This is a genomic window from Chryseobacterium sp. FR048 (assembly GCF_056844665.1).
The window spans coordinates 214,905-229,979 of sequence record NZ_JBXDSE010000002.1 but is presented as its reverse complement, the minus strand read 5'-3'; the positions used below and the strand labels follow the sequence as shown (position 1 = coordinate 229,979).

Genomic DNA, 15,075 nt, shown 5'->3' with positions numbered 1-15,075 from the left:
TTTATTGGTAGTCTTTTAGCAAATCTTTTAATTTCATCAGTGCATTCCGCATCTTTGTTTTTACTGTCCCCAGCGGTATCTTCAGTTTTTCGGATATTTCATGCTGGGTATATCCCTGATAATAAGCAAGATCTATAAGTTCCTGCTTGTCAACTTCCAGCCCTTCAAGTACATTATTAAAGCCGATATAATCGGATGTACTGTTAACTGTTGAAAGCTCTGCAGTATTATATACGAAATCCGGAAGTGGTTGGTTTTTAAGTTCGTTCTGAAACCCTTTAGATTTTAAATAATCAATTGCCGTATTTCGTGCAATATTGATCATCCAGGTATAAAATCTCCCTTTAGAAGCATCATACTGATGAATAGAGTTCCATATTTTAACAAAAACATCCTGAATAACTTCTTCTGTATATTCTTTAGATTGAACGATTCGAAGAATGATTCCGTACAACGCACCGGAATAGTGGTCATACAGATAATGAAAACCGTTTTCGTTTTTTTCTTTTAGCAAAACGATCAGTTCGTCTTCAGAATAGGTTGTTTTAATAGCTTTTATTTTTCTTTCCAAATGTAATAAAATAAATCATATACACAGTAAAATCCAAAATATCTTTTATATCGTACATGATTTAAAGTAAATAATTTAAAAAAATTCAAAATGAAAAAGTACATTTCTAAAGCAATACTCATTTCTTGTATTGTCCTATCTATAGGCACATTCAATGCCCAGAACCTGCTTTTCAAAACTAAAAATCCCTATTACTCCCATACTGCTGAAAATCATCTGAAAATAAGCAATTCTGAATGGAAAAAGATTTTAAAACCTGAACTTTATCGGGTGGCGAGAGAAGGAGCAACAGAAACAGCTTTTACAGGTAAATACTATGAATTTGATGAAAAGGGAACTTACTACTGTGCGGTGTGTGGAAATCCTCTTTTTATTTCAACCTCAAAATTTGCTACTACCTGCGGCTGGCCTTCTTTTTATGAACCTATCCGTAAAAACAGTGTCAGATACAGAAAAGATTCCTCTTATGATATGGAGCGCACTGAAGTATTGTGCGGAAGATGTGATTCTCACCTGGGACATGTTTTCGATGATGGTCCCAAACCCACAGGAAAACGCTTCTGCATGAACTCTATTTGTCTTGAATTTGTTCCAAATAAAAAATAAAAGACTATAAATCAGCCAATTAAAATAAATTTTATTTTTTTTCAATCCAAAATAAAACCCACCTCGTAAATGACATTAAAAGCACAATTAACCATAATTAAAAAAATCAACACAATGAACACACAATCAAAAATCACAGTTTTAGCAATGGTCGCTCTATCATTTGCTTTTAGCGGGAAGGTAACTGCACAAACGATGAAAGAAAAAACAGTAATGGTAGGAGGAGCTCCGATGTATCCATCCAAAAATATCATTCAGAATGCCGTCAATTCCAAAGACCACAAAACACTTGTAGCAGCTGTAAAAGCTGCGGGATTGGTAGAAACACTGGAGGGAGCAGGACCTTTTACGGTATTGGCTCCTACAGATGCTGCCTTTGCGAAACTTCCGAAAGGAACGGTAGAAAATCTTGTAAAACCTGAAAACAAGGCGATGCTTACTTCTATCTTAACCTATCATGTTCTTCCCGGAAGATACAGTGCCAAGGAAATCTGGGCTGCGGTAAAAGCAGGAAACGGAAAAAGTATGATGAAAACGGTACAGGGTGAAGAACTTACTTTCTGGACAAAAGGTAAAGACCTTTATATAAAAGATGCTAAGGGAAACAGTGCCAAAGTAACCATTGCTGATGTAAACCAGTCTAATGGGGTAATTCATGTAATCGATACGGTTCTGATGCCATAACAATTTGTAAGATTTCAACAGCATATTCAGTATGCTGTTTTTCTTTCTCTCATTTATCCTAACACTAAAAAATACTATTATGAAAAGACCAATTCAGGTTTCTAATCAGGGAGCAACCCTTGATACCAGCAGAAGAAATTTTTTAAAACTAAGTGGAGTAGGATTGGCTGTCGCAGGTCTTACTTTAATAGGCTGCGACACCAATGATGATTTTCAGATTATAGAAGAGTCTAAGTATGATCTGGGAACAGGAGATGTAGGCGTATTAAATTATGCTTATGCCCTTGAACAGCTGGAAGCTGATTTCTACACAAAAGTAGTCAACAATTTCTATACGGGGATTTCCAGTATTGAAAAAGAAGTTTTTACAGATCTCTACCATCATGAGGTGATTCACAGAGATTTCTTCAAGGTAGCCATCAGTGGTGCTACAGACCATGTTCTTCCAAAACTAGAGTTTCAGTATCCTAATGTAAATTTCAATGACCGTAACTCGGTATTGGCAACTGCTAAAGCTCTGGAAGATACGGGCGTTGCTGCTTATAACGGAGCTGGAAAATACATTTCCAACCCGGCTTATCTTGTAATTGCAGGCAAAATAGTTTCAGTGGAAGCCAGACATGCTTCTGCGATCAGAAACCTGATCAATCCGGGATCTGCAGATTTTTCAGGAGATGATGTGATAGATGCTAACGGGCTCGATCTTGCAAAAGAACCAAAAGATATTGTAATGGCCGCCGGAGCATTCATTAAAACTCCTTTTACCTGGAAAGAAAGAGGCATCAACTAATCATTCACCTTAAAAACTTACATTATGAATATTCTTAGATTACTGGATAAGCTTTCTCACGATCAATTTTTCACCAAGGAAGCATCAAGACTGGAAACGATTACGGATATATCATTATTCGGAAAAAAAGCAGCTAAGGCAGCTGTACCCCTTGGGTTGGGAACATTAATGGCTACTTCTGCCAAAGCTGAACCTACAAAAAACACATTAACGGGTACTGCCTTAAAAAGCACTCTTACTGATGCTCTACAGCTGGCATTGGTACTGGAGTATCTTGAAAATGAATATTACAGCATAGGATTGTCTACTCCCGGACTTATTCCTAATGGTGACAGAACTGTTTTTATGCAAATATCAAAACATGAATCAGCTCACGTGGGCTTCCTGAAAAGCACCCTCACTTCTTTGGGAACCACTCCGGGAAATAAGCCTACTTTCGATTTTACATCCGGGGGAAAATTTATGCCATTTACGGATTATAATCAATTTCTGATTCTTGCCCAGGCCTTTGAAGATACCGGGGTAAGAGCTTATAAAGGACAAGCCGGAAATGTAATGTCTAATAAAGTAGTGCTTCAGGCAGCGCTTCAGATTCACTCTGTTGAAGCCAGACATGCCTCACAGGTAAGAAGAATGAGAGCTAATAAAGGATGGATTGAGCTTGCCGACGGAGGAAATATGCCATCAGCAACCAACCCGGTGTATGCTGGAGAAGACAATGTAAACCAGGCTGGTTATAATACAGCAACCTTATTTGGTGCACCGGCCGGTTCGGCAGCTTATGACGAAATTTTAAGTGGCAGCGATGCACAGACTATTGCTTCCCTGTTTATAGTTTAGTTGTGATTGAGATGATGGTAAGTGGTGCGTCCATTTCCGGATCTTTCCGGAAATGGACTTTAAAAAAATTAGTTGCAGACCTTAAAAAAACACATTATCCATTCCTTACCAGCCATCCTTTCATATTGATAAAGTACCATAACTGATGCTATGGTACTTTTCATATTTTAGGCAATATTATTCAGCAAAGACCTGATTATTACTGTGGATCAAAGAAGTTTCGGTAAAAACAGAAACTGATCAACAAATTACCAGCCTTTATATATAATAGATAGGGAATGATCAGGATTTTTTGCGGCGGCCTGAAACCTTACGATCCAGATCTCTGATGTCCTGTCTCAGCTCACGGAACATTTCTTTGAAATTGTAGCTTTCATAATCACCGGGTTCAAAATCTTCCGGGAAGATTCCTGAAGCATACTGCCAGATTTCCACTACTTCCTGGAACGGAATATCATAAGGTTCATAGAAAGAATTATCTGCACTTACACAGATCGCATTGTCTTTTTTCTCTTTAAAACGTTTATAGGTAATTCCATCATTTAAAGTGACAAAAACATAGGTTTTCCCAGGTTTCAGTTCATTGATTCCTTCTACATATTTTCCTACAATATAAGAACCGCTTCTGAATGGCGGCATAGAATCTCCATCTGCGGGAAAGGCTCTGTATTTGCCATTGGTAAGGAAAGGTAGGGCAATACGCTGAAGACCTTCAATATATTCTACATCACTGTAACCTTCCAGGTATCCCATGGAGGCTTTCTGAGGAATAATTTCTATGGTATCATTTCCATGGTTGTCTACGGCTACCGGAAGAACAATTCTGTTGTCCGGAAGTTTCAGCATTTCATCCATAGGATGCTTCTCAATATCTACAGACAGCAGAAGATCTATGCTTACATGAAAGTATTTGGCGATTTTTATCAGCAGCTCGATAGGGGGTTCGGATATTCCGTTTTCATATTTGGAATACCGTACACGGGAAATGCTAAGTTCATCGGCTACGTTTTGTTGAGAGAGTTTTCTCCCTGCTCTCAGGAAGCGTATATTATTTGAAAAAATTGACATTGATAAAAGTATGTGAGCAAAAATACAAAATTTGATTTTCGTGATCAATGATAAGGGCAGGTTTTAGCTTAAGAAATGATGAAATTGAGCTGATATTTTTATTTTTTTAGAATCTGACGACTTTTTTGATACCAACTTGCGTCTGATGAAACCCTTTTTACTCCCGTTATGACAGGTTTTTTAAGGCTTTGAAGATGAATCATATAAAAACAGCAATTTGTGCAAAATATTAACTCCACCTTTTACAAATTGAGTTATGTTTTTTAACATTTAGAAAATCAAACAGATATATACGATAATGATATTTTCATTAAAATACCATTATATTAATGGAATATTAAATTATAAAATTATTTAATTATTTTATTCGAAATAATATGTAGTTATTATAATTATTCATATATTCGTGATGTAATAATCATATAAAATTATAGTTATGAAAAACTTAAAAAAATTGGACAGAAACGAGCTAAAAACTATTTCAGGAGAAGGACTTCTTGACCCAATCGGAGGATTACTAGGAGGACTAGGTGGAGTAGTTGGAGGTGTAGTAGGTGGTGTAGGAACTATCGTAGGCGGTGTTGTTACCGGTGTAGGTTCTACAGTAGGTGGAGTAGTTGGAGGTGTTGGTACCGTTGTAGGAACTGCTCTATGTCAGACACAGTGTGTAATCAACGGTGTAATCCACATCAGATTATTAAACTGTGGTTCTACTTGCTAATCAGCACACATTAAAGAATTAAAATGCAGACCGCTCTTTTCAGAGCGGTTTTTTTGTGGAAATTAATTGGTTTATTTTTTATTGAAGCAAGAGGTCATTTTATAATCGCAAAGAAAGAGGGTTCAAATGTTTTATTTTAGGAAGCTAAGAAGTACGACTTTGTCGCTGAAGAAGCTCAGTGGATGTACATTTGCTTAGAAAGAATCAATTTAATTGATTCCATCCTTTGCTCCCTTGAAAATATGAGATCAAGAGCTAAAAACTTTGCGTTAAATTAAATTCCATAAATACAATATTATCCTCCTCAACTTTTGAGACTGATCCTTTTTATGACTTGATTTTGATCATTTCACATTCCATTACTTCATCAGAAAAATTGGATCCCAGTCTTAAGAAGACTTTTCCATTGACAACTTTCAGGATTTCAGCCTTTAATATATCTGTAGGAGAGCTTCCTTCCCAGGATTTTCCTTTTATGACAGTTCTGTTTCTCAATTCATAATGACAGTCATCGATCCAAACGATGTCATATCTAGCTTTATAGCCCATTTTTTCATTGGTTTCCGTTTGGGTTTTCTTATTTCTTTCAATAACGGTAATTCCGCTTTCACCACTATCTACCTGAAATTTACCGATGTGGGCAGCTTTACAATGGGAAGTCTGGGCATTGATAGCTAAAGAAAAAAGCAGAGAGGATAGATAAAATATCTTATTCATGGGTTTTGGTTATTTTTTAGTTTTTTGCTAATATAATGAATCTGTATAATAATCAAAAGTAATACCTAAACACATATATAACAATAAGTTGCATTTCTAATGAAGCTGTTTACAGTTTTATATGGATTATTTTTAACTACAGAAGGCGCAAAAGTTTTACACACTTAAGTTTTTTCAGAGTCAAATCTTATGCGTAATAAGTACACCTAAGTTTTGTGAAAATCTTTGATTTTCATCTTATGTGAACTTTTCTATACAAATCATTTTAAACTTACTTAGGTGAACTAAATTGTTTTAAAATGAAAACTTTTGTGGTTATATTAAGTTTAAACAACTTAAATAATTTAATAGATAAATACATCTATTTCAAGGTTTTTTCAGGGCATTTTCATCGTCAAAAAAAAGCAAAAAAAAGACTCATAAAGTTTTAATACGACATGTTCTGTCGCTATGCGTCTATATCTTTGTATTAGAGATAAGATACAGAACCCCGGGAAGTTACCATCTTATTAAACCCAATTTTAACCTGAAAAAACAATTTTAAATTATGTACAGAAAACAACTGGTCATCATTTTTCTTTTTTTATTTTCCATGTCTTATGCACAGAACGAATTTATTACTTTGTGGAAACCCAATATCACTGGGACCATCGATAATGCTATCTCTTTTGGAGGCACCGGAACCGACTACACCATTAGTTGGGAAGAAGTAGGATTTCCTCAACATCATGGAGTTCTGAGCTCCGTAACCTCTAGCAGCAGCAGCTTTACTGTTATTTCTTTTGGCACTTCTTTAAACCCTAATCCCATTCAGGCAGCTTATAAGGTGAAAGTATCCAATGGCAATGGCTTATTTTATGGATTTAAGGCCAATCTAAACTCTATTGGTGAAAACCCGGAACTCTTTGAAGTGAGTCAGTGGGGGAAAATCGTTTGGCTGGAGCAATTCTATCGCGGATTTTCAAAATGTCCGAACCTTAACGTCACTGCTACGGATGCACCCAATCTAACACAGATTAACAATTTATCGGAAATGTTCATTTATTGCCCATCCTTGGTTGGTAATAGCTCATTCGCTGATTGGGATACAAGCTCGATTACCGATATGAGTGGTATGTTTAGCAATGCAACATTGTTCAATCAAAATATTGGAACCTGGAATACTGTGAAGGTAACGAATTTCAGCAATATGTTTTCTTTAGCTTCTTCTTTTAATCAACCTCTTGATAATTGGAATACTGCGTCTGGAACCAATTTCTCTTCAATGTTTACCTATGCAGTGGCTTTCAACCAGCCATTGAATTCATGGAACACAAAAAATGCCACTAATTTTCGCTATGTATTCGCTAATGCGACATCCTTTAATCAACCTCTTGATAATTGGAATACAAGCAATGTAAAAGATTTTGAGCAAATGTTTACCAATGCGAAATCATTCAATCAACCCATTGGGAATTGGGATGTTAGCAGCGTTAATATTTCCATAGGCTTTAATATGTTGAATGGTGCGGTACATTTTAACCAAGATATTTCCACTTGGAATGTCCAGCTTCAAAACTTTATCTTTAGTTCAGTATACTTCGGATTGAAAAACACTGATTTATCGTGTGTGAATTATAATAATTTTCTGATTGCACTCAATAATAATCCTACATGGGCGAAAGCAACCTTAAAATCAGGAACCATAGATGCAACAGGATTAACCTATTCTACACCACAAGCCGTTATGGCAAGAGCTCAGCTGGTGAACAAAGGTTTCAATATTATTGGAGATACCTATAACGCAAACTGCAAAGCCAGTTTATCAACTGTTGAAACTTCAAAACAAATTAAAACTGCAGCATATCCTAATCCAACAACAGGAGTGATCAATATTGAAACTACGGCCAGCGAAAATGTTTATTTATACGATATAACGGGTAAACTCATTAAAAATATAACTTTAAATAAAGGAAACAATCGTATCGATCTTACAGAATATCCATCTGGGAATTATCTGTTAAAAGGCAATACCGTTTCCACTAAAATAATTAAGAAATAAGCTTCTTTTAAAAGAAATTAAGCCGATAATTTAGCCTCAGAGTCATAGCTCTGGGGCTTTTTCATCAGCTAATGTGCAGTAAAGTATCTGTTTATGGGGCAAAAAAACTTGTTATTTCTATATGTTTAACTATTTTTAACAAAAATTATAAAACCATACGTTAGCTTTAAATTAAAAAAATGAGTGATATTAATACCATTGTCAGCAAATTGGAGAATGCTCTCAATATCAAGTTAAAGAAGTGGGAGAGAAGAACTGAAATGAACGGAAATTCTTATTCCCCGGCTATGAATAAATTATGTCTTTCAAACCTGCATTTTGAAAATTTCTCAGCGCTTGAACCGGTTTCTGAAATGCTTAAATACCTTACATTAATAGAGTGTTCTATTGATGATATACAGGATTTACACAAGATAAAATTCGAATCTCTAACATTGAACAAATGTACAGTCCCGGGCGAAGGAACTTTTGATCCGGAAGTAACAAAGGTTAAGGAAACATACCATAATTTTCAATTCTTGACATTAGAAAATATGAGTGTTCCGCATCCTGGTTTTTTCTTACCTATTTCCAGCCGCCTTGAATATGTAAAGTTTATCAATTGTGAAATCAGTAATATAAGTGAATTAAACCTTCTGCCTGATTTATATTCTCTTACTATTGATAATACCAGCGTTATTGATCCGAAAAACGGGATTCAATATCAGGGAAAACCGGATAAAAGAAGTACGATTATACAATTTCAAAATTTGAAAGTTAATGATTTCGATTCTTTTTTACCTATTTCTACCGGCCTACATTCTATAAGTTTACTCAACTGCGAAGTGGAGAGTCTGAAAAATATTCATCACTTTTCTTCTGTAAAAAGACTTTATCTGCATCCTCCTTTACAGGTTAATGATCTCAATATATCGGATCCGGATCATGATGGAAAACAATTTAAATTTGAATTTATAATGATAGTACCGGAACGAATGGTGGATTATAATGCGAATAGAGATTGGGTAATACCAGACTTTGACACAGAGCTTCTGGCATCCCTCGCTCCATACGTACCAGCCATTATTGTAGATGGTTATCATCTTATCAACACCCATATTTTAAAGGATTTCCCGATATTGAACGGTTTAGATTTTAATAAATGTTCAATAGATCTGGAAGATTATGCTTTAGTAGCTCCAAAAATTCAGGAGGTTGACTTTAGCAGGGTAAAGGTTAAAAATCAGAAAATACTAAGTTATTTTACGAAACTGGAAAAAATAACAATCTCAGGAGATTACGATAGACCTCCCTATATAGCTCTCAGAAAACTTTTACCATTGAAAGGGCATTTAAAAAAAATAAATATTTATGAGACGAGTGCCGTCCGTAATGTTAATGAACTAAAGCACTTTACGAAGTTAGAACAGCTTTGTATTTCTGTCAAGTCTATTGAACTTGCGCAGGACATCCTGTCTATTGAGTCCCTTAAAGATCTTTACCTAAATATTTATCCACAAAGCCGGAAAACTGAAAGGCCTATAATGCTGGACTTACAGCACCTGAAAAATGTAGAAAAATTAAGTTTGGATTCAAATGACGATGTCTATTTCAAAGGAATGAGCCATCTGAAGTCTCTAAAAACGCTCGAGCTGGATCATGATGGTGATCTGGAAGGTTTAGCCGCCTTGCCTTCGCTGGAAAAGCTAGTCATAAAAGGAGAAATTATCAATAAATACCCTGTACTGAAGCAGGTGAAAATATTAGATTTACATGTTCCAAGAAATTATGAAGTATCTTCACTGGAAAAGTTTCCCAACCTGGAAAAACTGGAACTGAACCTCTGGTCTGACCAAAAAATAGCCATTAACGGATTAGAAAAATTAAAAATTATTGTATTTCAATATATTAATTTTGATGACATTGTTTCTTTTGAAAATCTGCCAGCTCTTGAGGAATTGGATCTTAGAGAATCAGGAGTTTCTGATCTATCTAAATTGAAAAGGCTTACCAGTTTAAAAAAACTCAACCTGGAAGATAATGACATTAAAAGTCTTGAAGGTATAGAAAACCTTAAGAATCTGGAGCAATTGGCTTTTTATCTCGGTGACATCACAGATCTCACTCCTTTGAATAAACTGCCCAAACTTCGTGAAGTATTTATTTGGGATAAGAAGAAAAAAGTAGATATTGATGGCCAGCTCAACAAACCAGAAATACTAATTAGGAATGCTGAGACTTTTCGAATAAGTATTGATTAGTTTACATCCAGAAAATAATGACCTAAACCCTCAAATGATCTCAAATTAAATGGCTATTCCAAAGAAAAAACGCAGAATCATTACCGTAAACCAAACTGAATATTATTGGAGAAAAGTGTCGGATAGGTGCTTATACATTGAAACAGGGCAAAACCCGAATGGTAGAATCAAAGCCTATTTTGAAAAAGGATATTTCGCAGTACCCCAGGTAGTACGGGCAGTAATTGATTATACGATTAATAATAAACATGATAACAACCCGTTGACTATTGTTGAAAACGGAGATGAGTTATTTAAAACAGAACTTGAAAAGCATCAGCAAAAGAGGAGAGAAGAAAATGAAGAGCAATTCATAAGATCTAATATAGAACGACATCAAAAGGGTTGGAACGATTATCATACCGGTAAAAAATATATCCTTGAGAAAAATTATTTTAAGGCCCTATATCCTCTTATGAACAGCATAAGAATTGATCCCTCAAAAAAAGAACGATGGTCTTTATTTGAAAGTTTTATTTCTGAAGATATTAAAAATGCAGAATTATTAAACGAAAGAGCGAATTATTACAGAACATTATCCAAAGATACTGAGACTCAATATCAATCATATTGTAGAAAAGCAGCATTCAAAGATATTGAAGAAGCATTGAATGTAAACCCTGACTGTGCCATAGCATACGGTACATTAGCAGAACTCCTTTATGATGAAAATGACCTGGATGGGTTTTATTACAATTGGGAAAAAGCATTAGAAAAAGGAATGACTCAGTCTATTGATGGTTTTATTAGATTTGACTTAAAGGATACAGACGAGTTTATCAGAATATCCCAAAAATATTTAAAATAGGATAGGAGAGTCCCCTAATACATTTTATATACAAGAATGCCGGAATTTTCATCCGGCATTTATTGAAGCTGTTTAAAGTTTTATATTGTTTATTTTTAACGACAAAAAGCGCAAAAGTTTTAAACACTTAAGTGATTATATTAAGTTTAAACAACTTAATTATATGTTTCTTAAAGGTAAGGTTTATAGTCTGAATACTGTAACCACATACGATTTGGCAATATTCCCGTTATTGGTAATCGTATACGTATCTGCAGCAGTTTTTACCAGAGTATAGTCAAACTGGGTTGCGTTTCCTCCATCTGCACAGCCGGTTACATTGGGGAATTTTACGCCCCAGCTTACCGACGCACCCGCTCCTCCGGAAGAACTGGTAACAATTCCCACTTTATCCCTTGCTACCGAACTTTGATAGCCCAATGACATATCAGAATAAATATAGGTGGAAATCATAGTCCTTCCGCACGCATTGCTTGCTCTGATGATAAACATTCCGGAAGGAATATTAATGGTAGAAGGTATCGTCACTGTACCGCTGGCCCCGGGAGCTATACTGGCACTGCTTACGGAATAGCTGTACTTTGCCGAAACAACATCTCCGGTTATTTCATCTCTTACAAGGATATTATGATCCGCAGGTACCTGATGCAGTAAATTCTGAATGTTGAGTGGCTGGTTATCAGCTTCTATATCTAATTTTCTTTGAGGGTTGGTTTTCCCAATCCCAACATTTCCTGCTGATGTCGTAACAAAGTCGTTGAGCTGTTGTGTCGCTGAAGGATTCCCTGAAGCAGGATTATCTTTTCCTCCATCTACCTGAAATACTCCCTGCACCCTTGTTGTATTAATTCCTAACTGAGCATGGCCGGCAGTAAAGAAAACCCCATACAATATTATAAATAATTTCTTCATAATTTAATTTTTTAATCGGTCATTATAACAATGATTCTTTTACAAATCAGGGAATTACAGACGGAAAATAGTTAACGTATAAGTACGATCCACATTACCATTATTGACAATCAGATAGCTGCTTGCAGTGGGTTTGGATACTGTATAATCAAACTGAGTACCACCTCCTGCACCACAGGTAGCTACCCCTGTAAATTTAACGGACCATACTCCGGAACCACCGCCACCACCTGGGATTGGTGCAATGGTAGAGGAACCAACGACGCTTCCTGCAATAGCGGTTGCATAGCCCAGCGAAATATCCGAGTAGATAAAATTCGTAATCATATTCACACCACATGTGTTATTGGATTTGATCACCAGCATACCATTAGGAATACTCGCACTGGAAGGGATGGTAACAGTACCGTTGGTACCAGCCTGTATGGTGATACTGGTTGTATAGACATACCTCGCAGCGACCACATCACCATTCACGTTATTAATGGTAAGAAAATCCTGATCATTAGAAATCTGTTCAGGGAGGTTGGTAATTCTCAGACTTGCATTATTGGCATTAATATCAAGTTTCTTTTGGGGAGTTGTAGTCCCAATCCCAACATTACCAGCTGAAGTGACAACAAAATCATTAAGCTGCTGTGCGGCAGTAGGGGCACCCGTTGCCGCATTGTCTTTAGCTCCGTCTACATGAAGTACAGTTTGGGGATTAGTAGTATTGATTCCTACCTGAGCAAAACTCATCACAGAGATAAAGAGACCAAGAGTCGAAATTCTTTTTTTCATAATTTTTTTATTTAAAGGAAGTTTTTTAATTTGTGTTTAAATAGAACCTGTATTGGGAGCAGGTTACAATATGTTCTTTACCTTGTTAATATATTTACTAATGACAAGATATAAAGGGTTCTTCAATACTTTATGGAAATGGATTTAGTCAGATGCATCCCAAGGATGGGATAGTGATAATATTTTTTTCATTGTGTAAGTTTAATACAAATCTATAGATTAATTGAAATTTAACCAAATTATTGGTGAAAAAATTTATTAAATATTATATATATTTTAAATATATTGAATTTATTTTAATGCATAATGTTTATAAAATTCAGAATTAAAAGCAATAATGATATATGTAAAAATCATTGTCATTATTGAAAAACAGAAGGATTGAGTACAAACTAAAATACCTTAATAATAGTGAATTATAAGAGGAAAATTTCTTGAGTGAAAAAGTAAATAATATTTATAATTTAACCAATCAGTGTGTAATTGTGTTGATTCATTTAATCCGAACAATTTGGACGAATTGGAGGTAGAATTATCAGAATTTATTGAATCGATAAAAACTTCACAATATCCTTAATTTTTATAACTGAATACAACAAGAGTTTTGCAACAGTAGGACAAATGTATTAAAAAATTCATCCAGGTTCACAGATCTAATATAAATAACATAATATTTACAATTTAACATAATATAAATTATAGGAAAAAATATATCCTAAAAGAATAGAGTGTCTAATCACCTCTGAATCCCTTATTTGCCATATTTCTCACCCAAATATCCTACAACGACTTCTCGGAAGTCTTCCTTTGTCATAAACTGCTCCAGAAAATCTTCCAGCTTTCCTTTGTTTTCAATTTCCTCGAAATAAACTTCGTGATCTGTACTATACACTGTCGGATTAGACTGATCAGGATCTGTTGTACAGACAAAATAATGATCCGGATACCCATAAGAATAAAATAAACATATAAATTCCATTTCAGAGCCTTCTACGGTATCACGGATTTCAGATTCTTCCACAAGCCCGTCAAGCTCTTCATAGTCATCTGTATTTTCTTTAAATGGCGTAAAAATCCATTTCCTGAAAAAATATTGCCCATATGCATTCTCATGCTCGGAAAAATAATGTTGCAGAAGATTTTCAAAGAATTTCCCGCTATCATCATGATACAGATCTTTATGAGACTCATAAAACCGATCAATACCATAGACATCCCAGTCCTTATCATACAGATAATGATCAAAACTGATATTCTGCCAGTTTTCAGCAAAATTATTGTCAACACTTACAGCATCTGTATTTCCTCCTAAAATATTTAATTTACTGATAATCTGTTTATTCATTCTTATGATTCTTTTCTTTTTAGTGAATTATTTCTGTTCCACAGTTGATCTGTGATTTCCTCCTGGCTGTATTCAAAATAGTTCCCGTTTTTATCTTTATGGCTCTGAAACAGCTTAAAATCGTATGCAAAGCCATTCATTTTCAGCAATTTAGGATAAAAATCACTTCCAAAACATAAATAACTGTAAAACAATGCTTTAAATGTCTTATCCTCCTCCGGATCAGGAATTTCAAAAGTTTTCAGGCGACTTACAATTTCAGCCACTTCCTCTTTTGTGAGATTGTTGACCACCTTAGGCTCAGGCAGACTTATACTGAATGCCAGATTTTCAGCGCCATCCCCTTCCCACCATTCCCAGAGATCAAACTCAGACATCTCTTTTCCGGTCATAGCATGAAGTTTCTCTTCCAGCTTTTTGTACTCAACAGAATCCTCGTCTCCATATTCATCACACCAGTCTGTATAGTCTAAAATAAGCTTTAAAATTTCCGGATAACGCTTTTCTGCAGTTTCAAAATCAGGTTCTATCTCATTTCTCAATTTCATATTCTTATTTCGCTCCAATTATATTATGTTAAATTGAAAGACTGAAAAATAGAAACTACTCCCAGCCTGTTTACTGTCATAAAAATAGCTATTTTATCTTGAAAAAAGAGATAAAATTCACCTTTAAGACTTCAATACCTTCTATCTTGCAATTCCTTCTACATGTCCCAACCTACACAGTTTTGAAATATGAAATCAATTAACATATTCGTTTATAAGTATGATTTAATCACTTAATAAGAATTTTATTATATAAATTTTTCAATAACCATGGAATTAATTAATATTTTATATTATCTTTAGAATCAAATAAATACGTGGAGTCTGAAAACCACTTAAAAATAACAGGGCGTATCCGAAAA

The 15,075-nt window shown here is 35.0% G+C and carries 15 protein-coding genes; 8 read left to right on the top strand and 7 right to left on the bottom strand.

Annotated elements, in window-relative coordinates; all coding sequences use genetic code 11:
* Position 1: 1 nt before the first annotated feature.
* On the bottom strand, positions 2 to 571 hold the full coding sequence (locus AC106K_RS05970) for an RNA polymerase sigma factor (protein WP_482443729.1): 570 nt from the start codon (positions 569 to 571) through the stop codon (positions 2 to 4).
* Between the two features lie 90 nt (positions 572 to 661).
* Here AC106K_RS05970 and msrB point away from each other — a divergent pair, with 90 nt between their 5' ends.
* The 4 genes from msrB to AC106K_RS05950 all read left to right on the top strand — a co-directional run bounded on the left by msrB (position 662) and on the right by AC106K_RS05950 (position 3,491).
* Positions 662 to 1,177, top strand: a complete 516-nt coding sequence (gene msrB / locus AC106K_RS05965; protein ID WP_482443727.1) for a peptide-methionine (R)-S-oxide reductase MsrB — start codon at positions 662 to 664, stop codon at positions 1,175 to 1,177.
* Between the two features lie 114 nt (positions 1,178 to 1,291).
* Positions 1,292 to 1,861 (top strand): fasciclin domain-containing protein, encoded by a 570-nt coding sequence (locus tag AC106K_RS05960; protein WP_185289233.1) that lies wholly within the window; start codon positions 1,292 to 1,294, stop codon positions 1,859 to 1,861.
* Positions 1,862 to 1,940: 79 nt separating this feature from the next.
* On the top strand, positions 1,941 to 2,651 hold the full coding sequence (locus tag AC106K_RS05955) for a ferritin-like domain-containing protein (RefSeq protein ID WP_482443725.1): 711 nt from the start codon (positions 1,941 to 1,943) through the stop codon (positions 2,649 to 2,651).
* A gap of 24 nt (positions 2,652 to 2,675) precedes the next feature.
* Positions 2,676 to 3,491 carry a ferritin-like domain-containing protein gene (locus AC106K_RS05950; RefSeq protein WP_482443723.1) on the top strand — a complete coding sequence of 272 codons (816 nt, stop codon included), beginning with the start codon at positions 2,676 to 2,678 and terminating at the stop codon, positions 3,489 to 3,491.
* 282 nt (positions 3,492 to 3,773) lie between these two features.
* On the opposite strand, the gene AC106K_RS05945 is transcribed toward AC106K_RS05950, so the two are convergent.
* Positions 3,774 to 4,559, bottom strand: coding sequence for an XRE family transcriptional regulator (locus AC106K_RS05945; RefSeq protein ID WP_482443721.1), 786 nt, complete (start codon positions 4,557 to 4,559; stop codon positions 3,774 to 3,776).
* Positions 4,560 to 4,995: 436 nt separating this feature from the next.
* Here AC106K_RS05945 and AC106K_RS05940 point away from each other — a divergent pair, with 436 nt between their 5' ends.
* Entirely contained in the window at positions 4,996 to 5,280 is a 285-nt protein-coding gene (locus AC106K_RS05940) for a bacteriocin-like protein (protein ID WP_052769395.1), read from the top strand.
* Between the two features lie 327 nt (positions 5,281 to 5,607).
* Here AC106K_RS05940 and AC106K_RS05935 read toward each other — a convergent pair whose 3' ends face one another.
* Positions 5,608 to 5,997, bottom strand: coding sequence for a hypothetical protein (locus tag AC106K_RS05935; RefSeq protein WP_482443719.1), 390 nt, complete (start codon positions 5,995 to 5,997; stop codon positions 5,608 to 5,610).
* Positions 5,998 to 6,544: 547 nt separating this feature from the next.
* Between AC106K_RS05935 and AC106K_RS05930 the strand changes: the two genes are divergently transcribed.
* The 3 genes from AC106K_RS05930 (at position 6,545) to AC106K_RS05920 (ending at position 11,125) form a co-directional block, all read left to right on the top strand.
* Positions 6,545 to 8,038: a BspA family leucine-rich repeat surface protein gene (locus AC106K_RS05930; protein ID WP_482443717.1), complete on the top strand. Its 1,494-nt coding sequence runs from the start codon at positions 6,545 to 6,547 to the stop codon at positions 8,036 to 8,038.
* 179 nt (positions 8,039 to 8,217) lie between these two features.
* The gene (locus tag AC106K_RS05925) at positions 8,218 to 10,278 is read left to right on the top strand and encodes a leucine-rich repeat domain-containing protein (protein ID WP_482443715.1); all 2,061 of its coding nucleotides are present in this window, start codon (positions 8,218 to 8,220) and stop codon (positions 10,276 to 10,278) included.
* Between the two features lie 49 nt (positions 10,279 to 10,327).
* Positions 10,328 to 11,125 carry a tetratricopeptide repeat protein gene (locus AC106K_RS05920; protein WP_482443713.1) on the top strand — a complete coding sequence of 266 codons (798 nt, stop codon included), beginning with the start codon at positions 10,328 to 10,330 and terminating at the stop codon, positions 11,123 to 11,125.
* 183 nt (positions 11,126 to 11,308) lie between these two features.
* Here the strand turns inward: AC106K_RS05920 and AC106K_RS05915 are convergent, their stop codons facing one another.
* The 4 genes from AC106K_RS05915 to AC106K_RS05900 all read right to left on the bottom strand — a co-directional run bounded on the left by AC106K_RS05915 (position 11,309) and on the right by AC106K_RS05900 (position 14,713).
* On the bottom strand, positions 11,309 to 12,037 hold the full coding sequence (locus tag AC106K_RS05915; RefSeq protein WP_482443711.1) for a hypothetical protein: 729 nt from the start codon (positions 12,035 to 12,037) through the stop codon (positions 11,309 to 11,311).
* A gap of 54 nt (positions 12,038 to 12,091) precedes the next feature.
* On the bottom strand, positions 12,092 to 12,820 hold the full coding sequence (locus AC106K_RS05910) for a hypothetical protein (RefSeq protein WP_482443709.1): 729 nt from the start codon (positions 12,818 to 12,820) through the stop codon (positions 12,092 to 12,094).
* A gap of 751 nt (positions 12,821 to 13,571) precedes the next feature.
* Positions 13,572 to 14,165: a hypothetical protein gene (locus tag AC106K_RS05905; RefSeq protein WP_482443707.1), complete on the bottom strand. Its 594-nt coding sequence runs from the start codon at positions 14,163 to 14,165 to the stop codon at positions 13,572 to 13,574.
* Between the two features lie 2 nt (positions 14,166 to 14,167).
* A complete protein-coding gene (locus AC106K_RS05900; protein ID WP_482443705.1) occupies positions 14,168 to 14,713 on the bottom strand; it encodes a hypothetical protein in 546 nt (181 codons plus the stop codon).
* Positions 14,714 to 15,075 lie beyond the last annotated feature (362 nt).